The sequence below is a fragment of the Streptomyces sp. NPDC090045 genome, assembly GCF_044747975.1.
Classification (GTDB): domain Bacteria; phylum Actinomycetota; class Actinomycetes; order Streptomycetales; family Streptomycetaceae; genus Streptomyces.
Genome location: NZ_JBIVFA010000003.1, coordinates 208,095 through 233,445, shown reverse-complemented (window position 1 = coordinate 233,445; position 25,351 = coordinate 208,095). Strand labels below are relative to the sequence as shown.

Annotated in this window: 20 protein-coding genes, 1 pseudogene and 2 riboswitches; of the genes and pseudogenes, 15 read left to right on the top strand and 6 right to left on the bottom strand. The window is 73.1% G+C overall.

Translation table 11 applies throughout. The features are described from left to right. Window positions 1-12: 12 nt before the first annotated feature. Window positions 13-366, bottom strand: coding sequence for a VOC family protein (locus ACIPYQ_RS10020; RefSeq protein WP_401248248.1), 354 nt, complete (start codon window positions 364-366; stop codon window positions 13-15). A gap of 142 nt (window positions 367-508) precedes the next feature. Between ACIPYQ_RS10020 and ACIPYQ_RS10015 the strand changes: the two genes are divergently transcribed. Further along, window positions 509-1,627: a nucleotide disphospho-sugar-binding domain-containing protein gene (locus ACIPYQ_RS10015; protein ID WP_401248245.1), complete on the top strand. Its 1,119-nt coding sequence runs from the start codon at window positions 509-511 to the stop codon at window positions 1,625-1,627. 54 nt (window positions 1,628-1,681) lie between these two features. Here the strand turns inward: ACIPYQ_RS10015 and ACIPYQ_RS10010 are convergent. Then, a pseudogene (locus tag ACIPYQ_RS10010) lies at window positions 1,682-1,921 on the bottom strand (short-chain fatty acyl-CoA regulator family protein); the annotation flags it as partial. A 201-nt stretch (window positions 1,922-2,122) separates the two neighbouring features. After that, entirely contained in the window at window positions 2,123-3,535 is a 1,413-nt protein-coding gene (locus tag ACIPYQ_RS10005; RefSeq protein WP_401248242.1) for a hypothetical protein, read from the bottom strand. A gap of 131 nt (window positions 3,536-3,666) precedes the next feature. Further along, window positions 3,667-3,743: riboswitch (cobalamin riboswitch) on the bottom strand. A gap of 116 nt (window positions 3,744-3,859) precedes the next feature. After that, a riboswitch (cobalamin riboswitch) is annotated at window positions 3,860-3,997 on the top strand. A gap of 110 nt (window positions 3,998-4,107) precedes the next feature. Between ACIPYQ_RS10005 and ACIPYQ_RS10000 the strand changes: the two genes are divergently transcribed. The 5 genes from ACIPYQ_RS10000 to ACIPYQ_RS09980 are packed head-to-tail and all read left to right on the top strand — an operon-like array spanning window position 4,108 to window position 11,521. Then, window positions 4,108-6,891, top strand: coding sequence for a prenyltransferase/squalene oxidase repeat-containing protein (locus tag ACIPYQ_RS10000; protein ID WP_401248239.1), 2,784 nt, complete (start codon window positions 4,108-4,110; stop codon window positions 6,889-6,891). Then, the gene (locus ACIPYQ_RS09995) at window positions 6,888-7,817 is read left to right on the top strand and encodes a hypothetical protein (RefSeq protein ID WP_401248236.1); all 930 of its coding nucleotides are present in this window, start codon (window positions 6,888-6,890) and stop codon (window positions 7,815-7,817) included. The genes ACIPYQ_RS10000 and ACIPYQ_RS09995 overlap by 4 nt, the downstream gene beginning before the upstream one ends. Window positions 7,818-7,821: 4 nt before the next feature. Further along, complete coding sequence (locus tag ACIPYQ_RS09990) at window positions 7,822-9,006, top strand: energy-coupling factor transporter transmembrane component T (protein WP_401248233.1); 1,185 nt, start codon at window positions 7,822-7,824, stop codon at window positions 9,004-9,006. Next, on the top strand, window positions 9,003-10,658 hold the full coding sequence (locus tag ACIPYQ_RS09985) for an ABC transporter ATP-binding protein (RefSeq protein WP_401248230.1): 1,656 nt from the start codon (window positions 9,003-9,005) through the stop codon (window positions 10,656-10,658). Before ACIPYQ_RS09990 ends, ACIPYQ_RS09985 begins: the two co-directional genes overlap by 4 nt. 56 nt (window positions 10,659-10,714) lie before the next feature. Continuing rightward, entirely contained in the window at window positions 10,715-11,521 is an 807-nt protein-coding gene (locus tag ACIPYQ_RS09980) for an ECF transporter S component (RefSeq protein ID WP_401249330.1), read from the top strand. Here ACIPYQ_RS09980 and ACIPYQ_RS09975 read toward each other — a convergent pair. Together ACIPYQ_RS09975 and ACIPYQ_RS09970 are read right to left on the bottom strand one after the other, a co-directional pair. Next, complete coding sequence (locus tag ACIPYQ_RS09975; RefSeq protein WP_401248227.1) at window positions 11,508-12,638, bottom strand: DUF1152 domain-containing protein; 1,131 nt, start codon at window positions 12,636-12,638, stop codon at window positions 11,508-11,510. The two genes, ACIPYQ_RS09980 and ACIPYQ_RS09975, sit on opposite strands and share 14 nt — an antisense overlap. Then, window positions 12,635-14,092, bottom strand: a complete 1,458-nt coding sequence (locus tag ACIPYQ_RS09970; protein WP_401248224.1) for a coproporphyrinogen-III oxidase family protein — start codon at window positions 14,090-14,092, stop codon at window positions 12,635-12,637. The genes ACIPYQ_RS09975 and ACIPYQ_RS09970 overlap by 4 nt, the downstream gene beginning before the upstream one ends. A 76-nt stretch (window positions 14,093-14,168) precedes the next feature. Here ACIPYQ_RS09970 and ACIPYQ_RS09965 point away from each other — a divergent pair, with 76 nt between their 5' ends. After that, a complete protein-coding gene (locus tag ACIPYQ_RS09965) occupies window positions 14,169-14,705 on the top strand; it encodes a peptidogalycan biosysnthesis protein (RefSeq protein WP_401248221.1) in 537 nt (178 codons plus the stop codon). A gap of 21 nt (window positions 14,706-14,726) precedes the next feature. Here ACIPYQ_RS09965 and ACIPYQ_RS09960 read toward each other — a convergent pair whose 3' ends face one another. After that, complete coding sequence (locus ACIPYQ_RS09960; RefSeq protein ID WP_401248219.1) at window positions 14,727-15,518, bottom strand: SDR family NAD(P)-dependent oxidoreductase; 792 nt, start codon at window positions 15,516-15,518, stop codon at window positions 14,727-14,729. Window positions 15,519-15,658: 140 nt separating this feature from the next. Here ACIPYQ_RS09960 and ACIPYQ_RS09955 point away from each other — a divergent pair, with 140 nt between their 5' ends. The 8 genes from ACIPYQ_RS09955 to ACIPYQ_RS09920 all read left to right on the top strand — a co-directional run bounded on the left by ACIPYQ_RS09955 (window position 15,659) and on the right by ACIPYQ_RS09920 (window position 25,350). Beyond that, window positions 15,659-16,231, top strand: a complete 573-nt coding sequence (locus tag ACIPYQ_RS09955) for a TetR/AcrR family transcriptional regulator (RefSeq protein WP_401248216.1) — start codon at window positions 15,659-15,661, stop codon at window positions 16,229-16,231. A 167-nt stretch (window positions 16,232-16,398) separates the two neighbouring features. Beyond that, on the top strand, window positions 16,399-17,640 hold the full coding sequence (locus tag ACIPYQ_RS09950; RefSeq protein ID WP_401248213.1) for a cytochrome P450, cyclodipeptide synthase-associated: 1,242 nt from the start codon (window positions 16,399-16,401) through the stop codon (window positions 17,638-17,640). A gap of 48 nt (window positions 17,641-17,688) precedes the next feature. Beyond that, window positions 17,689-18,081 (top strand): nuclear transport factor 2 family protein, encoded by a 393-nt coding sequence (locus tag ACIPYQ_RS09945; protein ID WP_401248210.1) that lies wholly within the window; start codon window positions 17,689-17,691, stop codon window positions 18,079-18,081. 68 nt (window positions 18,082-18,149) lie between these two features. After that, a complete protein-coding gene (locus ACIPYQ_RS09940; protein ID WP_401248207.1) occupies window positions 18,150-20,159 on the top strand; it encodes an ATP-binding protein in 2,010 nt (669 codons plus the stop codon). 111 nt (window positions 20,160-20,270) lie between these two features. Further along, window positions 20,271-21,761: an MFS transporter gene (locus ACIPYQ_RS09935; protein ID WP_401248204.1), complete on the top strand. Its 1,491-nt coding sequence runs from the start codon at window positions 20,271-20,273 to the stop codon at window positions 21,759-21,761. Window positions 21,762-21,816: 55 nt separating this feature from the next. Next, window positions 21,817-22,257, top strand: a complete 441-nt coding sequence (locus tag ACIPYQ_RS09930; protein ID WP_401248201.1) for an SRPBCC family protein — start codon at window positions 21,817-21,819, stop codon at window positions 22,255-22,257. A gap of 35 nt (window positions 22,258-22,292) precedes the next feature. Then, entirely contained in the window at window positions 22,293-23,642 is a 1,350-nt protein-coding gene (locus tag ACIPYQ_RS09925; protein WP_401248198.1) for a carotenoid oxygenase family protein, read from the top strand. A gap of 199 nt (window positions 23,643-23,841) precedes the next feature. Further along, window positions 23,842-25,350 (top strand): hypothetical protein, encoded by a 1,509-nt coding sequence (locus ACIPYQ_RS09920; RefSeq protein WP_401248195.1) that lies wholly within the window; start codon window positions 23,842-23,844, stop codon window positions 25,348-25,350. Window position 25,351: the final 1 nt, after the last annotated feature.

Sequence of the window (25,351 nt, the reverse complement as noted above, 5' to 3'; positions counted from 1 at the left end):
TGCGGTGCGCGGTCAGGCAGGCTGCCACAGCTCGATCCGGTTGCCCTCGGGGTCGGTGACCCAGCCGAAGCGGCCGACCCCGTCCATGTCCTGCGTTTCCCCGGCCACGTCCGCGCCCTTGGCGCGCAGCTGCGCGAGCATCGCGTCCAGATCGCGGACCCGGAAGTTGAGCATGGTCTGCTGGGCGCGGGACCCGAAGTAGTCGGTCTCTGACTCGAACGTCGCGAACACCGTCGGCCCGGCCTCCTGACGCCACAGGCCGTACTTGTCGGTGTCCAGGCCCAGGCAGTCGCGGTACCACACGCCCAGGGCCGCCGGATCGGCCGCCCGCATGAAGTACCCACCGACTCCCACCACGCGTTCCATGCCGCCATCCTGCCAGGACGGCGACTCGACCGCTCGTCAGGAACGGCCGGAATTCGACCACTTCGAAGGAAACTGACGCAGCGGTACATACGTTCAACAATCCGTCAGAGGAATGAAGGAGCTCCACCCGAGGAGTAACGCAGTGCGCGTACTGTTCACCGGCCCCGCCGCGGCAGGCCACCTGTTCCCGATGGTCCCGACCGCCCAGGCACTCCAGGCCGCCGGGCACAAGGTGTTGTTCGCCGGCTCGGCCCCCCTCGACCAGATGCGGCAGGCCGGCGTGCCCACCGTCGAGATCGGCGACGGCTCGACGCTGATGGATGCCTTCCGGCGCGCCTCGGAGGGCACCGAACCGCAGTTCGTCACGAACGACAAGAGCGAGGAGGAGACCCAGCGGCTGGCCGCGGCCGGTTTCGCCGAGCACAGCCGGGTCACCATAGACGGCCTGCTCGCGGTCGCCACCGCCTGGCGGCCGGACCTCATCGTCCACGCCGCGTTCCAGGCCGCCGCGCCCCTGGTCTCGGCGGCACTCGGCATACCCGCCGTCGTCCACAACTTCGGCGTGATGTCCGGGGCCGGCATGGTCCGCGTGCTCGCCGACGTCCTGGCGGAGGAGTACCGGACCCGCGGGGTCGAAGGCCCGGCCACCCGTACCGTCCTCGACGTCGTCCCCGCCTCCCTCGGCGGGGACGGCACCGGCTTGCGGGTCCGCTACGTGCCGTACAACGGCGGCGGTACGGTCCCCGGCGATCTCATAGCCCGCGGCTCCCGGCCCCGGATCGCCGTCACGCTCGGAACGGTGGTGACCGCTTTCGCGGGCGTCAACCCCGTCGCCCGGGTGATCGCCGAGGCCGCCTCCGTCGACGCCGAGTTCCTGCTCGCCGTCGGCGACACCGACCTGAGCCCGCTCGGCACCCTTCCCCCCAATGTCCGCCCCCTGCCCTGGGTGCCCCTGGCCCAGCTGCTGGACACCGCCGACGCGGTCGTGCACCACGGCGGCTCCGGCACCATGCTCACCGCCGCGGCCCGCGGTGTTCCCCAGCTGATCCTCCCGCAGGGCGCCGACCACTTCATCAACGTGGATGCCGCGACGGGCCTGGGCTTCGCCGTCCGCGCGAGCGGCGAGGGCGTGGACGCCGCCCTGCTCGGCCGCCTCCTCACCGACGAGGACCTCCGCAAGGGCGCCGCCGCCATCCAGGCCGACATCACCGCGCTCCCCTCCCCCACCGACCTCGTCGCCTCCTTCGAGGCGCTCGGATAGCACCGGCCCCGGCCTCGGGGTGCCGCCCCGCACCGCGAGGCCGGACACGGTCGGTCACCCGCTCCCGAACACCGGGTACGGGACGTACGTCTGCCGGTCGGGGTCCACCGCGAGGCGCCCTCCGGCCGGCGGCCGGGCCCGTTGGACGCAGTCACGGCGCTCACAGATCCGGCACCCGAGCCCGATCGTGGTCGCGGCCCCCGGATCCGCCACGGCGAGCCCCTCGGCGTAGACGAGACGGCCGGCATGACGCAGCTCGCAGCCCAGGGCGACGGCGAATTCGGCCCGGTGCGCACAACGCGCTGATCCGCCCGCTCGGCGTCTACACCGGTCCGCCGCAGCGGCCGCTGTCCCGGGCGTTCTGACACCGGGCGCGGGGGCCCGTACGCGGACCTCCGGGTGCGGGGGCCCGTACGCGGACCTCCGGGTGCGGGGGCCCGTACGCGGACCTCCGGGGGCCGGGGCCCGTACGCGGGTCCCCGCCCCCGGAGGGGATCAGGCGCCCCAGCGCAGGGCGATCGTGTCGCCCACGTTGATCACCTTCTCGCGGAGGGCGCCGGCGAAGGCGGAGCCGTCGACGCTGACCTTCCAGGTGTTGCCACCGCTGTTGGCCTTGCCGTTGACGTTCGTGAGGGTGCCGGTGCCGGACGACGGGGTGACGCTCGTGACGCAGCCCGCCGGGGTGGCACCGCTGGTGGCCGCGTTCAGGACGTCGCCGAGGGTGGTGGTCGTACCGGTCGGCGTGAAGGCCACCGAGCAGACCTTGAGGCTGCCCGCGCCGTCGTCGACGGTCAGGGCCAGCCTGGTGGCGGTGCCGGCGGTGAAGGTGGACTGGGCGACCCACTGCGGGGCGCCGGGGGTGACCGGGACGGGCGGGGCCGTGGTGAAGCCGCCGCCGGCCACGGCGCGCAGCGCGTCGATGGAGGCGTACGCGGTCGGGGCGGTGTCGGCCGGCTTGTACTTGAAACCGCCCGCCGGGTTGTACTGGTTGGCGATCAGGAAGTCGATCGGGGTCTTGCCGTTGGCGGTGAGGAAGTCGCCCGTCTGCGGGTTGATGCCACAGGCGTTGAGGCCGGCGACGCCCCAGCCGTTGGAGCTGGTGTTGACCCCGTACAGGGAGTTGAAGGCCCCGGTGTTGGCGACGAGCTTGCTCTTGAGGAAGTTCTTGGCCTGGACGACGTCGGCGTCGGTGTTGGGGACGCCGGAGACGCACAGGGCGGCCATCGCGGCGCCGGTCATGTCGACGTCGCTCGCGGAGTTGAGGACGGTGGGGTTGCCCTCGGCCTTGTTGTAGGTCCAGCCGCCGTCGACGTGCTGGTTGGCGCGGATGCGGGTGACCATCGCGTCCGTGAGCGCCTGCGGAACGCGGGCGCCGCCGGCCTGGGTCTTGGCGCCGCCCAGCGAAAGGGCCGCGAAGACGGTGCCGTTGAAGTTTCCGGAGGGGCCGAAGTAGCCCGCCTCGGCGGTCTGCCAGTAGGAGTAGACGTGCGCGATGAGGTTGCGCGAGGCCGACACGCGGGCCGGGTCGATGCCGGCGGCGTACGCGTTGAGGGTGCCGCGCTCGAAGTCGGTGACCACCGGGGAGGCCGAGGGCCAGCCCGCCGTGGACAGCAGGTTCCGGTAGACGGTGCGGGCGTTCTTCGTCGTGTCCCCGCCCGGGGCGACGTCGACGACCGCGGTGCCGGCGGCGGCGAAGGTGCTGAACGCCCACTCGTTGGACAGGCCGGCGCCGGCGTACGAACCGTCGGCCGCCTGCAGCGACTTGAGGTAGGCGACGCCGTTCGTCTTGGACGTGGCGATCTGCGCCGGCGACGAGGTCGCGAAGGCGGGCAGCGCGGTGAGGGCGAAGGCGCCGAGCGCGGCGGGCACCGCGAGCGCGAGGCGGCGGGACGTACGGGGACGGGACATGGCCTGCTCCTGGAATCGGCGGACGCCGGCCGTCCCGGGCACCACGCGATCGCCGTACGGACGCACGGCCGGGCATGCCGGGGGCCGCCGTCCGGAACGCGTGGTACGGCTGCTGTGCTGCATCGCCGTTTGGGCATTCGGGCTCGGAAACGGCCCCCGCCGCCCCCACACCGCTGCGCGTCAGCTCCGGCATCGCACCGGATTCCCCCATGTGGCAGCCCTGGACGCTACCCGAGTGATCAAGGGACCGCCAGCCACCCGGTGCGTGATGCCGACCGCATCCGTCCGGGTCGGTCCGCTGAGACCCATGCCACCTTGACGCGTCGTCGGGATCCGTGTTGCACTCCGGCTGATAACTGCTCAGTACCAGGGGAAGCCGGTCGAATTCCGGCGCTGACCCGCAACCGTAGGCCCGGTTCGTCCGGGTGAGCCGGAATGCCTGGGGCTGGGTCACAGTACGAAGAGCGCCGTCGCGGATTGCGGTGTGGTCGTCGCAGCCTCTCCATGGCCACAGGGCCGTGCGGGGGTGCATCGCCACGTACGCAGCCGCCCGGCAGAGACGAGGGGCCGCGGTGGGGACCGAACAACAGGCGAAACGGCAGTCGGGGACGAGGCGGCGCTCGCTTTCCCTCGTGACCGCGGCCTTCCTGACGCTCGGTGCGGGAGCGGCCTTCCTCACGGTTCCCCCGTCCGCCCATGCCGACCCGATCGAGCAGTGCACGGCCACCAAGGGTGCCATCGTCGTGGTCGACTTCGGTCCCTTCGGCGGCAAGGTCGAACGCGGCTGCGACACCACGCCGACGACCGGCTACGAGCTGCTGCAGACCGGCGGCTTCACGACGGAGGGCACCGTCCACGACGGCCCGGCCTTCATCTGCCGCATAGGCAAGGGCACCGGTACGCAGTACCCCACGCCGGACAAGGAGAACTGCGTCCTCACGCCGCAGGCCACGGCCTACTGGTCGTACTGGACCGCTTCGCCCGGGCAGCGGAAGTGGTCCTACAGCGAGCTGGGTGCCATGGCCCGGACGCCGAAGGCCGGCGATGTGGAGGCCTGGGTCTACGGCGGTACCGACATCGCCGGCACCAAGGGCAAGCCGTCCTTCACCCCCGACGACGTCCGGGGGTTCACCACCCCCGACCCGACCGTGCCGACGGCCCCGCCCAAGGTGCCCGCCGGTTCGGTCGACGTACCCGCGGCCACCCGCTGGGTCACCGGGATACTGGCGGAGGGGGACCGCGTCGTCGACGAAGGCTCCACCACCCCGAACCATTTCCTCAGCACGGAGGCCGTGTTCGCCCTCACGGCGGCCGACCGCAAGAGCCCGGTGGCGAAGAAGATCGCCGACTTCCTCGCCACGCCCGCACAGACCGACGCCTACGCCTACCCGGCCGGCAAGGACGGCATCCCGGACGCCACCGCCGCGGCCCGGCTCGCGCTGGTCGCCGAGGCCACCGGCAAGGACCCGCGCGCGTTCGGTGGGCACGACCTGCTCGGCGACCTCGTCAAGTACGCCTGCCCGCGCGACATCGGCGACGGCGAGACGATCGAAGGCTGCCTCACCAAGGGCGACTTCCGTACGACGGGACAGGCCGACGCCCAGGCCATGGCCGTCATCGCCCTGGTCAATGCCGGTGTGACGCCCCCGGCCGGCTCCGTGGCCCGGCTGACCGTCCTCCAGTGCGAGGACGGCGGATTCACCAGCGTCCTCATCCGGCCCGGAACCGAGGGTGGGTGCGAGAGCGAGGCCGGCGCCACCGGCCTGATCGCCCTGGCCCTGGAACGGGCCGGCGGACACGAACCGGTGCTCCAGAAGGCGCGCGGCTACCTGAAGAGGTCCCAGCTGGCGGCCGGTGCGTGGCCCGCCGTCTCCTACGAGACCACCGGCAACCCGGCTGCCACCGCCTGGGCCGCGCAGGCACTGCGTGCCCTCGGCGACGAGGCGTTCGCCGACGCCGGCGTCTCCTGGCTCTCCAAGCGCCAGCTCCCGAAGGGCGGATTCGGCTTCGCGGAGGACGACACCGAACCAAGGCTGTACCCCACCGCGACCGCCGCGATCGCGGGCGCCGGCAGCGATCTCGTCACCCTGACCGCCAAGCCGGCCGAACCCCCGACCCCGACCACGCCGCCGGCCGGTGAGGGGCCCGACACGAAGAAGGGCATCGCGTACCTGACCGCCCCGTCCCGGCTGGTCCAGGGCCGTTTCTACGAGAGCCAGCCCGGCTCGGGCTTCGCCGACTACGGCCTGACCATCGACGGCGCGTACGCCCTCGCCGCCACCGGCGGGAACAACACCGCCCTGCGCAACATCGTCGACTTCATGGACAAGGGCGGCAAGGACGGCCAGAAGCGCGGCATCCACGACTGGACCCTCATCGGCACGAAGTACGCGAGCGGCGGCTCCATCGGCAAGACCGCCGTGCTCGCCGAGGCCGTGGGCCGCGACCCCCGCAACTTCGGGGGACAGGACCTGATCGCCGCACTCGCCAAGATCACCTGTCAGGCCAAGACCTCGACCCGCCAGGAGTGCGCGGCCAAGGGCAACTACGCCTACGCCACCTCCGTCTTCAAGCAGTCGCTCGGCGTCATGGCGCAGGTCCGCGCCGGCGAGACGGCCGCCGCAGCCGAGCCGATCGCGTACCTCAAGAGCCTCCAGGACCCCTCCGGCGGCTGGGTCAGCCTGATCGGCGAGCCCAGCACGACCGAGGTCGACTCCACCGCCATGGCGGCCATGACCATCGACCTGCTGCCCGACGCCGCCTCGCAGGCTTCCGTGGACAAGGCGCTGGCCTGGCTCGCGGCGCAGCAGAAGGAGGACGGCGGATTCCAGGGCGCCTCCGGGAACTCCGTCAACTCCGCCGCCCTCGCCGTCCAGGGGCTCTCGCTGGACGCGCCCAAGTACGGCGCCCAGATCGCCAAGGCCCGTAAGTTCCTGGCGAGCCAGCAGAACGGCGACGGCGGCTTCAACGTCGCCAAGGGCGGCCAGCCCGGTTCCGACCTCCGCGCGTCCACCCAGGCGGTCGGCGGCGCCACCGGCATCTCCTTCGGCCTCCTGGCCCGCGACCTCAGCGGCACCACCCCCGAGCCCGTCCCCAGCACGTCCGGAGGTACCTCCGGAGGGACCTCCGGCGGCAACGGCTCGCCCGTCATCGTGACGCCGGGCGAGAGCGACGGCGGCGCGGGTTCCGCCGGCGGCACGGGTTCTGCCGGCGGCTCCGGCGCGGGCAGCGGTCCCCTCGCCTCCACGGGCGCCCAAGTCGGCACGCTCGCCGCCGCCGCACTGGTGTTGACCGTCGGCGGCTGGGGCATCACCCGCGCCGCGAAGCGCCGTCGCCGGACGGGAAGTGGAGCATGAGCTTCAACCGCGCACTGCGGGCCCTCGCCCGTACCGCTGCCGCGCTGGGGCTGACGGTGGCGGCGTTCGCCGCCACGGCGGCCCCGGCCGGGGCCGCCCCGCAGCCCATGGGCCAGTGCACCACCTCCTCGGGCGTCGTCCTCGCCGTGGACTTCAGCCGCTGGGGCGGTCCGGTCTACCGCTCCTGCGGTACGACCCCCACCACCGGCTACGAGCTGCTCAACCAGGGCGGCTGGGCCACGACCGGCACCGGCCACGACGGCCCGGCGTTCATCTGCCGCATCGGCTACAGCGGTTTCCAGGGCGGCAAGCAGTTCCCGACGCCGCAGCAGGACGACTGCGTCCTGACCCCGCCGGCCTCCGCGTACTGGTCGTACTGGCATGCCAATCCGGGCCAGAACACGTGGGAGTACAGCCAGCTCGGCGCCATGCTCTACAAGCCCAAGCCGGGCAGCGTCGACCTGTGGATCTTCGGCGGCACGAACATCGAGGGCACCGAGGGCAAGCCGAGCGTCACCCCGGACCAGCTGCGCGCCAAGAACGCGCAGCCGACGGGCGGGCCCGCGCCCAAGGACACCCGTACGGCGGCGCCGCTGCCGCCGAACGTCAACACCGGTCCCAGGCCGGAGAATCCGGCCCCGGCCGGCTCGACGCCTCCCGCGACGACGGCGCCGCCGCCCAGCCCCTCGGCCTCGGCGTCGGCGAGCCCCACCGAGAGCGCCTCCCCGACGCCTTCCGCGTCGGCGTCGTCCGGCGGTCCGGTGGCCGCGCCCGCCCCCGGTCCCGAGGTGGTCGAGGCGGCGCCCGCCGCCGACGCCGCCCACGACGCGGGCTCGTACCTGCCCGCCGTCGTCACCGGAGCGCTGGTGCTGCTGATCGGCACCGCCGCCGTGTTCGCGGCCAAGCGCCGCCGCCGTACGGAGTAGCGGCGTGTCACGCACCACCACGGCCGCGGCCAGGCCGCCCGCGTCCGGCCTCGCGCCTGACGCGGGCGGCCGCCGTCTGCCCCGCACCCTGCACCCGGTCGCCTGGTGGATCTGGGCCCTGGCCCTGGCCACGGCGGTGAGCCGCACCAACAACCCGCTGCTGCTGTTCCTCGTCCTGGCCGTGCTCGGCTACGTGATCACCATGCGGCGCACCGAGGCGCCCTGGGCGCGGGGCTTCAAGTACTACCTGTACCTGGCGTTGAGCGTGGTGGCGATCCGCGTGGTCTTCCGCGCCGTCTTCGCCACGGGCATCACCCCGCGGGACCACTTCCTCTTCTCCCTCCCCCACATCCCCACCCCCGACTGGTACGCGGGCATCCAGCTCGGCGGTCCCGTCTCCCTGGAGGCGCTGCTGTCCGCCGCCACCGACGGGCTGCGGCTGGCCTGCATGCTGTGCTGCATCGGCGCGGCCAACACCCTGGCCAACCCCAAACGGGCCCTGCGGGTCCTGCCCGGCGCCCTCTACGAACTGGGCGTCGCCGTCACCGTCTCCATCAGCGTGGCCCCGCAGCTCGTCCAGAGCGTGCAGCGCGTGCACCGGGCCAGGCGGCTGCGGGCCGGCCGCTCGAAGGGGCTCCGTGCCCTGCGCGGGATCGTCGTCCCCGTGCTCGAGGACGCCCTCGAGCGCTCACTGCGGCTGGCCGCCGCCATGGACTCGCGCGGCTACGGCCGGGCCGGCACCGCCACCCGCCGCTCCCGCCGCCTGACCGGCGCCCTGATGCTGCTCGGCATGTGCGGGCTGTGCGCCGGGGCGTACGGGCTCCTCGACGCCACCGCGCCGAAGCTGCTCGGGCTGCCGGCCATGGGCGCGGGCGCCCTGCTGTGCTTCGCGGGCCTGCGGCTCGGCGGCCGCCGCATCACCCGGACCACCTACCGGCCCGACCCCTGGCAGTTCGCCGAATGGGCCGTCGCCGGCTGCGGCGTCCTGTCCGCCGTCCTGCTCTTCACCCATGTCGGCTTCAACGCGGCCGAGCTCAACCCCTCGATCTATCCGCTCAGTTGGCCGACGCTGCCGCTCGTTCCCGCCGCCGCGATCCTGCTGGCGGGCGCGGCCGGCTTCCTGGCCCCGCCCCCCGCCCCACCCGTCAAGCCGGCCGTCCCCGCCCAGCGCACCGAGGAACCCAAGTGATCACCTTCGACCAGGTCACCGTCCAGTACGAGGACACGGCCGAACCGGTCCTGAGCGACGTGGACCTGACCGTGGAGGAGGGCGAGCTCTGCCTGGTGGTCGGCCACACCGGCGTCGGCAAGTCCACCTTGCTCGGTGCGGTGAACGGCCTGGTGCCGCACTTCACCGGCGGCACCCTCTCCGGTCATGTCCTCGTGGACGGCCGTGACACGGCCGCCCATCCGCCCCGTGAACTCGCCGACGTGGTGGGCGTGGTGGGCCAGGACCCGCTCGACGGGTTCGTCACCGACACCGTCGAGGAGGAACTCGCCTACGCGATGGAGCAGTTGGCGGTTCCGCCGGCCACCATGCGCAAGCGGGTGGAGGAGACCCTCGACCTGCTCGGTCTGGCCGACCTGCGCCACCGCGCCCTGCACGAGCTCTCCGGCGGCCAGCAGCAGCGCGTCGCCATCGGCTCCGTGCTCACCGCGCATCCGCGGGTGCTCGTCCTGGACGAGCCGACCTCGGCCCTGGACCCGACGGCCGCCGAGGAGGTCCTGGCCGCCGTCACCCGCCTGGTCCACGACCTCGGCGTCACGGTCCTGCTCGCCGAACACCGCCTGGAGCGCGTGGTCCAGTACGCCGACCGCGTCATCCACCTCCCGGGCGACGGCCGCGTCGTCTCCGGTACGCCCGCCGAGATCTTCCGTACCTCGTCCATCGCGCCGCCCATCGTGGAACTGGGCCGGGCCGCGGGCTGGACCCCGCTGCCCCTCTCGATCCGCGACGCCCGCCGGGCCGCAGCCCCCCTCCGCACCCGGCTGGCGGGCACCACTCCCCCGCCGGTACGGCCCGCTCCCGCCGCCGACCGTACGGAGCTCCTCACCGCGCGCGGCGTCACCGTCACCTACCACGGCGTGCCGGCCGTCCGCGAGGTCGGCCTCTCCCTGCACGGCGGCGAGATCACCGCGCTGATGGGCCGCAACGGGTCCGGCAAGTCCTCCCTCCTGTGGGCGCTGCAGGGCTCCGGCCCGCGCAAGGCCGGCTCCGTGGCGGTCGGGGCCCCCGGCGCCCCGAAGCCGCGGGATCCGCAGAAGCTCTCCGCCTCCGAGGCCCGGCAGCTGGTCGGCCTCGTCCCGCAGACCCCCACCGACCTGCTCTACCTCGAATCCGTCAAGCAGGAACTCGACCAGGCCGACGCCGAGTCCGGTGTCGGTGCGGACGGGATCCGGGCCCGTACCATCCTGGACCGGCTGGCGCCCGGCATCCCCGGCACCACCCACCCCCGCGACCTGTCCGAGGGCCAGAAGCTCGCCCTCGTCCTCGCGATCCAGCTGACCGCCGCCCCCCGGGTGCTGCTGCTGGACGAGCCCACCCGCGGGCTCGACTACCGCGCCAAGGGCGAACTGATCCGCATCGTCGACGGCCTGGCCGCAGAGGGCCGCGCCGTGGTGATCTCCACGCACGACGTGGAGTTCGTCGCGCGGGCCGCCGACCGCGTCGTGGTCATGGCCGAGGGCGACGTCGTCGCCGACGGCCCCACCGCCGAGGTCATCGTCGCCTCTCCCGTCTTCGCCCCCCAGACGGCGAAGATCCTCGCCCCGCTGCCCTTCCTCACCGTGGACCAGCTGGCCGCCGTACTGCCCGCCGACGGAACGGACCCGGACGCGTGAGCACGTACACCACCACGGCCATCCGGATCCGCGCCCGGGCCGGGATCGTCATCGGCATGGCCGCGTTCCTCGGGGTCGTCGCGTTCTTCTGGCCGTTCCTCGTCGCTCCCGGCAAGTTCGGCTCGAACTACGCGCCACCGCTGATCTTCGGCGTCCTCCTCGTCATCGTCCTGTGCGTGGTGATCTCCGAGATCGCGGAAGGCGGCATCAACTCCAAGGCCCTGGCGATGCTGGGCGTCCTGTCGGCCGTCAACGCCGCCATCCGCCCGCTGGGCGCGGGCACCGCCGGCATCGAGACGGTCTTCTTCATCCTCGTCCTGGCCGGCCGGGTCTACGGCCCGGGCTTCGGCTTCACTCTCGGCTGCACCTCGCTCTTCGCCTCCGCCCTCATCACGGGCGGAGTCGGCCCCTGGATGCCGTACCAGATGTTCGGCTGCGCCTTCGTCGGCATGCTCGCCGGTTTCCTCCCGAAGGCCGCGGGCCGCCGCGAGGTCGCCCTCCTCGCCGTCTACGGCTCGGTCTCCGGCTACCTCTTCGGCTTCCTCCTCAACCTCTCCTTCTGGCCGTTCTCCCTCGACCCGAACAGTTCCCTCGCCTACCTGCCCGGCCTCCCCTTCACCGAGCAGTTCCAGCGCTACCTCGCCTTCGACCTGGCCACCTCCCTCGGCTGGGACACCGGCCGGGCCGTCACCAACTTCGTCTGCATCTGCCTGGCCGGCCCGGCCGTCCTCACGGTCTTCCGCCGCGCCGCCCGAAAGGCCCGCTTCCAGGCCCCGGTCCGCTTCGCACCCCGCACACCCGCGGCCGAAGGGACACCCCCGGAAGGCGAGGTGCCCCTCGGCCGCCCGGTCAGCGGAGGGTGAGCAGCGGGGTGTCCGCACCGAGCAGGGTGCGCAGGGCGGGGATGTGGTGCCAGTCGAGGCCCAGGGCGCGGGCGGCGAACCGGTACGTGGCGTGGGTGGCCTCCGGGGCCCGCTCGCGGATCAGGGCCATCGTCTCGCCGGCGGTGCGGTGCGGGCCGGGCGCCGCGACGGGGGGCCGCGGGGGCTCGGCGGGTGGGTTGCGCTCGCGTTCCAGTTCGTGGATGCCGGTCAGCCGGGCCGCCAGGTCGGCCGCCTCGTCCAGGGTGTCCGGGCGGGCGTCGAGGAGGTGGCGGGCCACCGTGTTGAGGGCCAGTGCCTCGTCCAGGCCCAGCCGGTAGACGCGGGCGGAGGCGTCGGTGAGCGGGATCAGCCGTCCCACCGTGCGCACCGTGCCGCGTACGCCGTGCACGGCGGCGGCGAAGAGCGCCGACGCCTCCGAGGGGTGCCAGGCCAGCGCCCTGGCGGCGGTGTCGGCGTCCTCCGCGGTCGGGGTGAGGTGGTGGGCGCCCGCGAGCCGGTCCAGGAGCACCTGCTGGGGGATCTCCCCGTCGGTGCCCGGGCCGGCGACGTACACCGAGGCGTCGACGCCGGCCATCGTGCACGCGGCCACCGCCAGCGCGTCCACCAGGGGGCTGCACAGGGTCTCCTCGTCTCCGTGCGCGAGGACGTCACCGCCCATGTCGACGATCCGGACGTGCCGTGCGCCGACGGTGTCGGCCAGCCGGCGGATCTGCGCGGCCATCGCCGCCAGGCCCCGGCAGGGGTCCAGCAGCAGCAGCCGGGCGGGGAGGTCCCCGGCCAGGCGCGGCAGGGTGGATCCGGCGGGCGGGACGGGCCGCGACGCCGGGGTCAGCAGGAGGGTGCCGCCGTACGGTGGGCCCTGCGGGGCCGGGCCGGTGAAGTCGGCCGCGCCCAGGGGGCCGGGGGTCGGGTCGACCTCCGGGCGCTCCCAGGCGTAGGTGGCGACCAGGGGGCGGGCGCCGGCCGTACCGGGGGCGCCGGCGGCGGCCCCGGTGAGGGCCGATGCCGTGATCGTCGTGCCGACCGGGTCTCCGCCGCCGCCCGCCGCGAGGTACAGATCAACGCCGTCGTTCGGGTCCGCGGTGCGGTCCGTCACGCGCTCTCCCGGGCGGTCGTGACGCCGGTGATGCGGACCGGGGTGCCCATGTTCTTGCGGGCGCGCGCGTTGGCGTGGTGGAGGCCTTCGTAGTACTCGCGGTCCAGCCCCTTGACGTGGTCGGAGTAGAACATCCAGGAGAGGACGTCGCGGTACTTGAAGCCCTTGGGGGTGAGCTGGACGCGGCGCGGCCCGACCCGGTGGATCAGTCCGTTGGACTCGGCGGCGTCGAGCACCGCGTCCACCTCGCCGGCGATGGCGTCGAGGCCGAAGCGGTCCAGCTCGGAGAGGTCCAGGTCGAAGGTGTCGAGGACCAGCCGCTTGCGGACGATCTCCTCCGGGGTGAGCACGAAGCCCGTGGTGGGCGTCAGCCGGTGCTCCCGGGCCTTGGTGATGTAGTCGGAGACCTCGGACAGGGACGGCTTGACGCTGCCGGTCATGTAGTCGAGTACGGAGGTGTAGGAACGGGCACCGACGCCGAGGCCGAGCAGGGGCACGCCGTGAAAGGTGAGGACCTTCTGGACGTAGCCGCCGCGGCCGGGCTTCTTGTAGCGGACGGATCCTTCCTGGACGTAGCCGTGGTCGGTGAACACCTGCCGGGCGTAGTCGTAGCGCTCGTACAGCTCCGGCTTCCACATGTACTGGTAGGCGCCGGTCCGGGAGAACCAGGCGTCGGGGCGGACGGTCAGGAAGTAGGTGGAGATGGTGGTGGGGCCGAGGCGGGCCAGTTCGTCGACGGAGCGGCGCCAGGTCTCCGGGGTCTGCCCGGCGAAGCCCATGATCAGGTCGGTGGAGAGGTCGGGCAGTCCGCGTTCCTGGACGATGGCGATGGCCTGCCTGATGACGTCCTCGCCGGCCTGTCCGCGGCCGGCCTCGCGGATCTCCTTGGGCTCCAGCGACTGGATGCCGATGTTGGCGCGGGTCAGGCCGAGGTCGAGGAGCCTGCTGAAGCCGTCGGGGTCGGCGACGATCGAGTCGGGGGTGGCCTCGACGGCGACCTCCTCGACCGTGGACCGCCAGTTGGGGTAGACCTCGCCGATGGTCCGGAAGATCTGCTCGAAGTGACGCGTCGACAGCAGGGCCGGGGTGCCGCCGCCGATGTAGATGGTGCGCAGCCGGCGCGCCTGGATGACCTCGGCGTGGTCGCGGATCTGGGTGCAGAGGGCCGCGGTGTAGGCGTCGTAGAGGTCCTCGTCGGTGGAGATGACGGTGTAGAGGTTGCAGAAGCCGCATTTGTAGCGACAGAAGGGCACGTGGAGGTAGAGATTGAGTTCGGGGACCTGGTACGCCTCGAGGTCCCTGGCCCAGATGTCCCGCGTGTTCCAGACGCCTTCCTCCAGGGGGCGGTAGGTGGAGCGCGGCGGATAGGACCCGTCCCTGCCCGCGGACCGCCGGGCCGCCTGCCTGGCCCTGCTGCGCGACGCGGCCCGTGGGTACGCGGCGGAACACGGCACCACCCACTGGTGGCCGTACCTGACGGAGCCGGCCGCCGCGCTGCTCGCACCGCTGTACGCCGCGGCGCCCCGGCCGGTGGAGGAGGACGCGCTGATCCCGCTGCCGGGTACGGGATTCGACGACTACCTGGCCTCTCTGCCGAAGAAGCGGCGGCTCGCGGTCCGCCGCGAACGCCTGGAGTTCCACTCCGCCGGCCTGCGCGTGCGGCAGCTGCCGCTGGGCGACTGCTTCCGGGACGCGGGACGGCTGCTGGCCGGCCTCCAGCAGTCCCACGGGCACGCGTCCGACAGCGCGGCCCTGATGACCGGCCTGCTGGAACGCCAGGCCGGGGCCATGGGCGACCGGGCCCGGGTGACCGCCGCCTACGACGGCCACCGGATGGTCGCGTTCGGGCTGTACTACCACTTCGGCGCCACCACCTGGCTGCGGGCCGTGGGCACCGACCCGTCGTGCCCGGCCCCCTTCGCGTACTTCAACGTCGCCTACTACCTGCCGATCGAGGACGGCTACCGGGAGGGCACGTCGGCCTTGCACGCGGGGATGAGGGCGATCCGCGCGAAGCGCCTGCGCGGCGCCCTCGTGAGCGACTTGTACGCGCTGCCCGACAGCTGAGCGCTCCTGGTCGGGGCGTTGCTAGCGGCGCGAGCGCTGGGCGTCGACGATCTGGCGTACGGAGCCGTCGACGTCCGCCCGGGCCTGGACCCGTTCGGCGAATCCGGGGAACTGCCCGGCGATGGCGCTCAGCAGCCGCAGCTCCAGCGGCGCCACGTTGACCTCGCACCGGTCGCGGCGTACGGCTCGTACGACGCCGTCGGCGACCTGGCCGGGCGTCACGGTCCTGATGCCGTTCGGCGGGGTGGCGCCGGTGGCCGCGAACATCCCGGCGTCGCGGACGAAGCCGGGCTGGACGAGGGAGACGCCCACCCCCGTACCCCGGAGTTCCTGGCGCAGGGCGAGGGCGAATCCGCGCAGTCCGAACTTCGTCGCGTTGTAGAGGGAGGTCGACTTGGTCGCGGCCTTGCCGGAAATGGAGCCGACCAGCACGATGTGGCCGCGGCGGCGGGCCACCATGCGCTCCGCGAGCAGGCGGGACAGCAGGACGGGCGCGCGGAGGTTGACGTCGAGGGCGCGGTCGAGCTGGTCCTCGGTGTAGTCCAGGAGGTCGCCGCTGGCGGGGAGTGCGGCGTTCGCGACGAGGATGTCCGCCTCGGCGCAGGTCTCGGCGAGCCGGACCACGTCGGAGCGGACGGCCAGATCGGCGACCACGGTACGGGCGCCGCAGGCGTCCGCGGTGGCCTTGAGGGCTTCCTCCCGCCGGCCGGTGACCGTGAGCCGGGCCCCCTGTGCGGTCAGGCGCCCGGCCAGGGCGGAGCCGATGCCTCCGTTGGCCCCGGTGAGCAGAACGTTCGATCCGGATATGTCCACGACGACTCCCGTACGGCGACCTTTGACTGTTCGTTCGAACGAACAGTAGGGATCGGCCCGCGCCCTGTCCACACCCCGGATGCCCCAACTCCCCTTGCCCGGCCGGGCCGTCGTGCCGCCCGATGGGGCAGAATGTCGACATGCCCCATGCCTCCGACACCCGCCAGAGCATCATCGACGCCGTACTGCGGATCATCGGGCAGGACGGCATCGCCGCCGTCACCAACCGGCGGATCGCCAAGGAGGCCGGGGTCTCCCTCGGTTCCGTCACCTACCACTTCGCCACCCAGCACGCGTTGCTGCGCGAGAGCCTGCTGCACTTCGTGGCCGAGGAGACCCGGCACTTCACGGAGCTCGCCGACGCGTGCTCCGACGAGCGCTTCGACATCGGTCAGGCGGCCGAGGTGGTGGCGCAGGTCGCGGGCGGCAACGCCTTCGACAGCCGCCACATCGCACCCTTCGAGCTGTACGTCCAGGCGGGCCGCGACGAACGGCTGCGCGCCGCGGCGGCCGAGTGCTTCGCCGCCTACGACCTGCTGGCCACGCGGGTCCTCACCCACCTCGGCGTACCGGACCCCGCCCGCCTGGCGGGCGCGGCCGTCGCCCTGGTCTTCGGCCAGCAGCTGCGCCGCCTGGCCACCGGCGCCCCCGCCGAGGACCTCGTCGACACCCTGCTGGTCCTCACGCAGCTCGCCCCGGCGCAGACCCCGTAGGCCGGTGTCCTGAATCCGGTCCGAGTCGCGCTCCTTCCGAGACAACCGATGAGAGCGCTCTCTCGTCTTGAACTTCTGATGGGCCAGCTCCCGTTCGCCACTGACGTCACACCCGCCCCCTGCTCCCCGTCGCTGGCCCTTTCCCCCAGTTCGAGAGGTTCTGTGTCATGCCCATGGTCGGCTCCGGCTTCAGCATCCTGTCCGAGGACTTCGCCGCCGCCCCCCACCGCTCCTTCGCATGGCTGAGGGAGCACGCCCCGGTGCACTACGAGCCGTCGATCGACAGCTACTTCCTCTCCCGCTTCCAGGACGTGAAGCGGGTGCTCACCAACCACGAGGCGTTCACCACCGAGACGCTCCAGGTGCGCGCCCAGCCGGTGATGCGCGGTCCGGTCCTCGCCCAGATGACCGGCGCCGAGCACACCGCCAAGCGCAAGACCTTCGTCCGCGCCTTCACGGGAGCGGCCCTGCAGGACCACACGCGCGCCGTCCACGCCAACGCCGCCGACCTCATCGCCCCCTTCCTCGCCCGGGGGCGGGTGGACCTCGTCAACGACTTCGGCAAGCCCTTCGCCGTACAGATGACGCTCGACGTCCTCGGTCTGGACAAGGAGGACTGGCGGCAGGTGGCCGAATGGCACAGCGGGGTCGCCGAGTTCATCACCGGCATCGCCCTCACTCCCGAGCGCCGCCGGCACTGCCTGGACTGCGCCGAGCAGTTGGAGGCCTACCTCGTCCCGGTCATCGAGCATCGGCGCCGCCACCCGGGCGAGGACCTGGTGTCGAAGCTGTGCACGGCCGAGTTCGACGGCACCACCATGAGCAACGGCGAGGTCACCGCGCTCATCGTCAACGTTCTCGTCGCCGCGACCGAGCCCGCGGACAAGACGCTCGCCCTCCTCTTCAAGCACCTGATCGACCACCCGGAGCAGATGGCCCGGGTGCGCCGGGACCCGGCGCTGCTGCCCGCCGCGATCGCCGAGACCCTGCGCTACACCCCGCCCGTCCAGCTCATCCCCCGACTCGCGCAGCGGGAAGCCGTGTTCGCCGGTACCACCGTCCCGGCCGGCGCCACCGTCTTCTGCATGATCGGCCCGGCCAACCGCGATCCCGAGGCCTTCACCGCACCCGACACCTTCGACATCGACCGCCCCGACCTGGGCACCGCCCGCTCCTTCACCGCCGCCGCCCAGCACCTCGCCTTCGGCACCGGCCTGCACCAGTGCGTCGGCGCCGCCTTCGCGCGCGCCGAGCTCGAAACGGTCGCGGCGATGCTGCTGCCCCTGCTGGACCAGGTCCGCTACAGCCCCGGCTTCCACTACCGGGAAACGGGCCTGTACACCCGCGGTCCCGCGGCCCTGTCCCTGGACTTCACCCCCGTCCGCGAAGGCGGCACCGGCCGCGGCTGACTCGCGCCCCCGTCAGGATCCCCCACCCCTCACACGAAGAAGACAGCGATGACACCGACCGACATCACCCGAGCCATCAACGACCTGCTGTTCACCCCGGGCCTCGGCCTCGACGAAGCCGTCGACCGGCACTTCGCCCCCGACTACCGCCAGCGCACCAACGGTGTCTGGAGCGACCGGGACGGCTTCGTCCAGCACATGACGCGGCTCCGCTCCCTGATCCGCAGCGGGCACGTCGAGGTCCACGACGAACTCCGCGACGGCCTGCGCTACGCCGATCGCCACACCGTCACCCTCACCCAGCACAACGGCCGTACTTCCCGCACCGAGGTGTACCTCTTCGCCCGATTCGCCGCCGACGGCCGCTTCCAGTGCGTGGAGGAGACCACTCTCCTGATCACCGGCCACTCCGAGGACGAGGACCTGGGACTCGTCCGGTGACACCGGGCGGCGTGAGACAGACCGGCCGGAACGGGCCGGCTCGGGGACAAGGAGGAGAGGGAGCCGTCATGGTGTCCGTGGGAGAGAGACTGAGCACCGCCCGCGTCCGGGCCTTCATCGGCCGGGACGAGCAACTCGTACGATTCGGGGAGGCTTTGGCCGGTGATCCGCAGGCGCCGTTCGCGTTCTACGTGTACGGGCCGGGCGGCATCGGGAAGTCGACGCTGCTGCGTCGCCTGGCGGACCACGCCCGGACGGCGGGCCGGCTGCTCGTCGAGCTCGACGGCCGCTTCGTCAGCCGGGACCCGGCCGATTTCGAGCGCGCGGCCGGCCCCTTCCTCGACGTTCCGGGCACGGTCCTGGTCGTGGACTCCTTCGAGCACTGCCAGTGGCTGGAGAGCTGGCTGTGGCACCACTTCCTGCCCCGCGCCGCGGACAGCACCCTGGTCGTCCTGGCCGGTCGGCTCGCCCCGCAGCCGCAGTGGACCGCCGACCCCGCCTGGGCCGGCCTCCTGCACGTGACCGAGCTGGAACCGTTCTCCGAGGACCAGGCACGGAACCTGCTGACCGCGGCGCAGCTGCGGCCGGAGCTGGCCGACCGGGTGCTCCGCTTCGCCGGAGGCAACCCCCTGGCCCTGTCGCTGGCGGCGGCCGCAGGATCGACGGGCTTCGGAGGGGAGGCGATCTGGGCCCCCTCGGCGGACGTTCTGCGCACCCTGCTGGCGGGGCTGATCGGCGAGGTGCCCACGGCCGCTCACCGCCGCGCCCTGGAGGTGGCGGCACAGGCGTACGCGACCTCCGAGGAGCTCCTCTCCGCGGTGCTGCCCGAGGAGGACGCCCACCTCCTCTTCTCCTGGCTGCGGGACCTGCCGTTCATGGAGTCCACGCACCGTGGGCTCCACCCCCACGACGCAGCGCGCGAGACCCTGGCCGCCGACCTGCGCTGGCGGGCACCCACCGCCTTCGCGACGATGCGCCGGCGCATGGCGGAGGAGTACCTGCGCGTCCTGCGCGAGGCACCCGAGGAGCGGGTGTGGACCGTCACCGACGAGCTCTTCTACCTCTTCCGGGAGGGCGAGACCCTGGCGCGGCTGCGCACCTGGTCCCGCGAGGAGGAGGTGCACGACCGCCCGCTGCACCCGGGCGACATGGCCGTCGTCCTGCGCATGGCGGCGGAGACCGAGGGGGCGGCCTCCGCGGAACTGGTCCGCTACTGGGCGCAGCGCCAGCCGCAGGCCTTCAGTGTCTACCGCCTCGTGAGCACGGGCCGCATCGTGGCTTTCACGGCCCGGCTCGCCCTGCCGGCCCCTCCCGATCCCGAGGACCTGGCCACCGATCCCGTCGTCGCCGCGGCGTGGGCGCACACCGACGGCACCGCTCCGGTGAGCCCCGGCGAACACATCGGCATCAGCCGCTTCTCGATCTACCCGGAGCGCTACCAGGTCCCCTCGCGCGTCATCGACCTGAGCAGTTCCCGCGCCCAGGCGGAATCGGCCCGTGCCCGCGGCCGCGCCTACGGCTTCGCCGTCTTCCAGGACGCCGAGACCTGGGCCGAGCGCGTCCAGGGCACGCTCGGCGACACGGGGGCGCGACCGCGGGTCGGTGCGCACACCTACGGGCTGTTCTGCGTCGACTGGCGCCAGGAGTCCGTGGAGGCCTGGCTCCGCCGCTTCATATCGGCCACCGAGGTGCCGGTCCGGGCGGGGCCGCCGCCCGTGTCGCGCGCCGCGTTCGACCAGGCCGTGCGGGAGGCTCTGACGCACTGGCGCGACCCGGGTTCCTTCGCCGCCGGTGCGCTGATGCGCTCCCGCCTCGCGGCCGACCTCGCCGAACCCGTCGAGGAGTTGCGCACCCTCGTACGCGGGGCCGTCGACGACCTCGCCCAGGACCCGCGCGGAGTGCGGGCCCGCGACGCCCTGACGGCGGGCTACTTCTCCGGTGCGCCCACGCAGGAAGCCGCGGCCCGCCGTCTCGGGCTTCCGTACGGCACCTACCGGCGCCACCTGCGCCAGGGCCTCGACCTGCTGTGCGAGGCCCTGTGGCAGTGGGAACTCGACGGCCCGGGCAAGGCTCCGTAGCCGGAACCCGCACGGCTGCTCGGGCAGTTGGGCAGGTGCGGACAGGACTGGACAGTCCCCGCCTGCTCCCGGCCTGGAAAGTGGACACCGGCCCGCACGAGTCTGTGCGGCATGAACCTCCCCCGCACACGGACGGCCCCGGCGCCTCCCGCACCTCGGGCGGGAGCCGCGCTCGCGGCCCTCGCCGCAGCCCAGTTCACGGTCATGCTCGCCACGTCGATCGTGAACGTGGCGCTTCCGCAGATCGGCGCCGGTGTGGGTCTGTCGGACGGCGGCACCACCTGGGTGGTCAACGCCTACGGCCTGGCGTTCGGGGCTCTGCTCCTGGCGGGCGGCCGGGCGGCCGATCTCCTCGGGCGCCGCAGGGTGCTGGTCCTCGGTCTCGCGGTGTTCGCCGCGGCCTCGCTGACGGCGGGACTGGCCGGCTCCGCGAGCGTGCTGATCGCGGCGCGTGCCGTTCAGGGCCTGGGGGCCGCGGCCATCGCCCCGGCCGCGCTCGCCCTGGCGATGGGCCTGTTCCCGCCCGGCCCCGGGCGGGGCAGGGTCCTGGGCGTGTGGGGCGCGGTCTCCGGTGCGGGAGGGGCGGGCGGCGTCCTGCTGGGCGGTGTGCTGACCCAGGCGTGGGGCTGGCCCTGGATCTTCCATTCCGTGGCGCTCGGGACGGCACTGGTCGCGCTCGCCGTGGTGGTGCTCGTGCCTCGGACGGCCGGGCGGGTGGCCGGACGGTTCGACCTGCTGGGTACCGTCGTCGTCACCGTGGCCCTGACCTGCCTGGTCTGGGGACTGACCACGGCACGCGGCGCCGGCTGGACGGACGCCCGGGTGCTCGGCTCGCTCGCCGGCGCCGCCGTACTGCTCGCGGCCTTCGCCGTGATCGAGCTCCGGCGGCCGGACGCACTGCTGCCGCCGCGCCTGTTCACGACCGGCCGGGTCGCCGCCGGCAACCTGCTGATGGCACTGCTGGGATCCGTGTGGATCGCGCTGTTCTTCTTCCTGCCGCTCTACCAGCAACAGGTCCTCGGCTCCAGCCCGCTGGCCACCGGAGCCGGCCAGCTCCCCCTCGCCGCGGCCAACATGCTCGGCGCGGCGCTGGCACCCCGGATCTCCCGGCGCATCGGCGCCACCACGACACTGACCGCGGCCCTGTTCACCGAGGCCGCCGGCCTGCTGTGGCTGTCCCGGATCAGCGCCCACGGCGGCTACGCCACGGACGTGCTCGGTCCGAGCATCCTGGTCGGCCTGGGCCTGAGCATCGCCTTCGTCCAGCTCACTTCGCTCTCCGTGGAGGGTGTCCCGCCCCAGGACGCGGGGCTGGCGGGCGGCCTGGTGAACACCACCCGGCAGGTCGGAGGTGCGATCGGCCTCGCCGCCCTGGCGACCCTGGCCGGTTCCGTCACCGCACACGCCGCCGTCCACCAGCCGCGACTGGAGGCGCTCACCGCCGGCTACCGCACCGCCTTCGCGGTCTCGGCCTCGGTCATGGCCGCCACCGCGCTGCTCGCCCTCTTCCTCGCCCGCCGCGCCGGCCCGGACACCGCGACCCCCTCCACCCGCCCGGCCCCGGACCCGCAGACCTCCGCCCGTCCCTCTCACGTCGGCTGATCCGACGGATCGGCCGCAGCACCGCCACCTCCGCATCACGACAGGAAGCACAGCCATGGTCACCATCGACGAAACCGCCCCCGCCATCGTCCGTTTGAGCACCACGATCGACGCTCCGCTCACCACGGTGTGGGCCCTGCACACCGACATCGCGGCCTGGCCCACCTGGAACCCGGACATCGACCAGGCCGAGCTCGACGGCCCGCTGCTGCCCGGCCGTTCCTTCGGCTGGCGGACCCACGGCCTGGACATCACCTCCACCGTGCACGAACTGGTGCCCGGCGAGCGGATCGTGTGGGGCGGCCCGGCCGACGGCATCACCGGCATCCACGTATGGACCTTCGAGCAGAGCGGCGACCACGTCACCGTCCGCACCGAGGAGTCCTGGAGCGGCGCCCCCGTGGAGGCCGCAGCCGACCAGCTCACGAAGGCACTCCACGACTCCCTGGAGAACTGGCTCTCCCACCTCAAGTCGCGTGCCGAACACCCCGCCTGACCCTTCATCACATCCACCGAAAGAGGTTTCCAGCCATGACTGCAGACAAGCCCTACCTGAGCGGCCACTTCACGCCCATCGCCGAGGAGGTCACCGCGACCGACCTCACCGTGGAGGGCACCCTGCCCGCCGAGCTGACCGGCCGGCTGCTCCGCAACAGCCACAACCCCAAGCCCGGCGTCACCCCGACCCACTGGTTCAAGGGCAGTGGCATGGTCCACGGCATCCAGCTGCGTGACGGCCGCGCCGAGTGGTACCGCAACCGCTGGGTGCGGACCCCCGCTCTGGACGGGGCCCCGTACATGACGGAGAAGGGCCCCGACCTGACGGCCAGCGCCGCCGGCACCCACATCATCGAGCACGCCGGACGGCTCCTCGCCCTGTGCGAGGCGAACCTCCCCTTCGAACTCACCCCGGAGCTGGAGACGATCGGAGCCCACGACTTCCGCGGCAAGCTGCGCACCGCGATGACCGCGCACCCCAAGGAGGACCCGGTCACGGGGGAGCTGCACTTCTTCGGGTCCTCGCCGTTCCCGCCGTTCCTGACGTACTACGTCGCCGACGCCAAGGGCGAGATCGTCGACAGCGCCGAGGTCCCGGGAGCGACCGCCTCCCTCAAGCACGACTTCGCCCTCACCCGGAACCACGTGGTCTTCGTCGAGGGCAACGTCACCTTCGACCCGGCCGAGCACTCCGGCATCCCGTACAGCTGGAGCGACCAGCAGCTCTCGCGCATCGGCGTGATGCCGCGCGGCAACGACGGCGCCGGCCGCGTCCGCTGGTTCTCCATCGAGCCGGGCAACATGCTCCACGTCTCCAACGCCTACGAGGACAGCCAGGGCCGCATCGTCCTGGAGGGCCCCACCGTGGACCGCGAGGGCTTCCGGCTGTCCTGGAACTGGTGGATCGGCGCTCCCGGGCGGGGTACCGAGCCCGTCTCCCGCTCCTACACGCGCCGCTGGGTGGTCGACATGGTCTCCGGTACCGTCGACGAGCAGATCATCGACGACCTCGCGGTGGAGTTCCCCACCCTCAACGAGGAGTACCTGGGCGCCGAGAACCGCTACCAGTACGCCATCGCCTTCCCCGACGAGAACGGCTTCGGAGGCTACGGCGTCGTCAAGTACGACCGCACCACCGGGGCCCGCCGCATCCACAAGGTCGGCGACGCCCGGATGCCCGGCGAAGCGGTCTTCGTCCCCGCGGCCGGGGCCGCCAACGAGGACGACGGCTACCTCCTGACCGTGGTGTCCGACCTCAAGCAGGACGCCTCGCAGCTGCTGGTCCTCGACGCCTCGGGCCTGGAACGGGTCGCCACCGTCCACCTGCCCCACCGGGTGACCGCCGGACTCCACGGCTCCTGGATCCCCGACACCGAGGGCTGACACGGCGCTGCGCCGCTGCTGCCGGGCCGGCAGCAGCGGCAGTACCGCCGGGCGGGGCACTGTCAGAGCCCCGTGCCAGGATCACCCCAGGCCGGTCACCTCGTCACCGTCCCCGGATGCGGCTCCCGGTCGCGCCCGGGGCAGTACGGTGCCCGGCCCGGCCGCCCCACCCGGGGCGGCGCGTCGAGGAGGGGTGCGCATGGACATCGACGACGTCGCCGAGGCGTGGCGCCCGGCCACACCGCCGTCGCGGCTGCGGGAGCTGGCGGCGCAGGGTCCCGGGACCGCCCGGATCGTGGCGTCCCGCAGAGGACTGCCGGCCGAGCTGGCCGAGGAGGTGGCCGTCCGGGCGGTCGCGGGCGGACCGGACTGGTTCGGGGTGCTGCGTGCGCTCGCCGCCCATCCGGCCACCTCGGCCGAGCGGCTGGCCTGGTTCGCCGCCCACCCGGAGGAGTCCGTGCGCCGGGTGGCGGCGGTGCACCGTGCCACGCCCAAGGCGGCGCTGAAGGCGCTGGCCCGGGACGGATCGCCGGCGGTGCGCCGGGCCCTGGCCGGACGCGAGCGTCTTCCGCGCAAGCTGGCCGCATCGCTGGTCGCCGACCCCTCCGACGAGGTCCGCCTGGCCCTGGTCCGGCGGGTCGACGCCCGGCCGGAACACCTGCGGGCCCTGGCCACCGACCCTGACGCGCGCGTGCGCCGGGTGGTGGCCGTGCTCGGCCACGCCGGCGACGCGGACCTCACCGATCCGGACCCGGCGGTGCGCCGTACCGCCGTCGGCAAGCGCGCGGCACAGGAACTCGCGCCGTGGCTCGACGCCTTGGCGCGGGACCCGGACACCCGCGTCCGGGAGCTGACCGCCCAGCAGTACCACAACCACACCCCGGCCGTACTGGCCCGGCTCGCGGCCGATCCCGAACCGGGCGTCCGGGCCGCAGCCGCGGGCAACCCCTTCACCCCCGTCCCGCAGCTCAACGAACTGGCCGGCGACCCGAGCCTGCCCGTGCTCGTCGCGATCAGCCAGAACGAGACGGCGCCGCCCGAGACGCTGGCCCGGCTCGTCGACACGCTCACGCACTCGTTCGGTGACGGCCGGAGCCTCGCCCCCGGGCAGGAGGAGGAAGTCCAGCGCCTCGCGTACGCGGCACTGGAACACCCCGCCACCCCGCCCGAGTCACTGCGCGCACTGCACGCACGGGAACTGTGGCCGTACTTCCACCACGGGAACGCGATGCACCAGCCGAACTGGCCGGCGGACCTGATGGTCGAGTTCGGGCTGACGTACTGCGCGGGCACCGTGTCGGGCACGGCGGAAATCGAGAGCTTCGCGGCGATCGACGAGGCCCGGGAGACCGAGCCCCCGGAAGACGTGCTCGCCGCCATGGTCCGCAGCCCGATCTACTACCTGCGCCGCGCCGTCGCCAACCGGCACACCCCGCCGGAGGCGCTCGCCGCATTCGCCCTCGACCCCGCCAGCGCCGAGGACAGCGGCCTCCTCGACGACATCGCCAAGAACCCGGCGACCCCGGTCGAGATCCTGCTGGCCTGGGCCGAGGCGGGCGTGCGCCACTACGACATGCTGAAGAACCCCGCCCTTCCCGAGCCCGTGCTCGCCGCCATCGCGGCGGGCGCGGACCCCTCGGACGCCGCGCAGGCCCGCTGGCTGCTGGAGGTCCGGGCGCTCCGGGCCGGAACGGAGACCCCGTGCTGAT

Bases quoted from the DNA above. Each gene is read 5' to 3' on its own strand.
- ACIPYQ_RS10020 (WP_401248248.1), bottom strand. From the start codon at position 366: ATGGAACGCGTGGTGGGAGTCGGTGGGTACTTCATGCGGGCGGCCGAT.
- ACIPYQ_RS10005 (WP_401248242.1), bottom strand. From the start codon at position 3,535: ATGTCCCGTCCCCGTACGTCCCGCCGCCTCGCGCTCGCGGTGCCCGCC.
- ACIPYQ_RS09995 (WP_401248236.1), top strand. From the start codon at position 6,888: ATGAGCTTCAACCGCGCACTGCGGGCCCTCGCCCGTACCGCTGCCGCG.
- ACIPYQ_RS09980 (WP_401249330.1), top strand. From the start codon at position 10,715: ATGGCCGCGTTCCTCGGGGTCGTCGCGTTCTTCTGGCCGTTCCTCGTC.
- ACIPYQ_RS09955 (WP_401248216.1), top strand. From the start codon at position 15,659: ATGCCCCATGCCTCCGACACCCGCCAGAGCATCATCGACGCCGTACTG.
- ACIPYQ_RS09950 (WP_401248213.1), top strand. From the start codon at position 16,399: ATGCCCATGGTCGGCTCCGGCTTCAGCATCCTGTCCGAGGACTTCGCC.
- ACIPYQ_RS09945 (WP_401248210.1), top strand. From the start codon at position 17,689: ATGACACCGACCGACATCACCCGAGCCATCAACGACCTGCTGTTCACC.
- ACIPYQ_RS09940 (WP_401248207.1), top strand. From the start codon at position 18,150: ATGGTGTCCGTGGGAGAGAGACTGAGCACCGCCCGCGTCCGGGCCTTC.
- ACIPYQ_RS09935 (WP_401248204.1), top strand. From the start codon at position 20,271: ATGAACCTCCCCCGCACACGGACGGCCCCGGCGCCTCCCGCACCTCGG.
- ACIPYQ_RS09930 (WP_401248201.1), top strand. From the start codon at position 21,817: ATGGTCACCATCGACGAAACCGCCCCCGCCATCGTCCGTTTGAGCACC.
- ACIPYQ_RS09925 (WP_401248198.1), top strand. From the start codon at position 22,293: ATGACTGCAGACAAGCCCTACCTGAGCGGCCACTTCACGCCCATCGCC.
- ACIPYQ_RS09920 (WP_401248195.1), top strand. From the start codon at position 23,842: ATGGACATCGACGACGTCGCCGAGGCGTGGCGCCCGGCCACACCGCCG.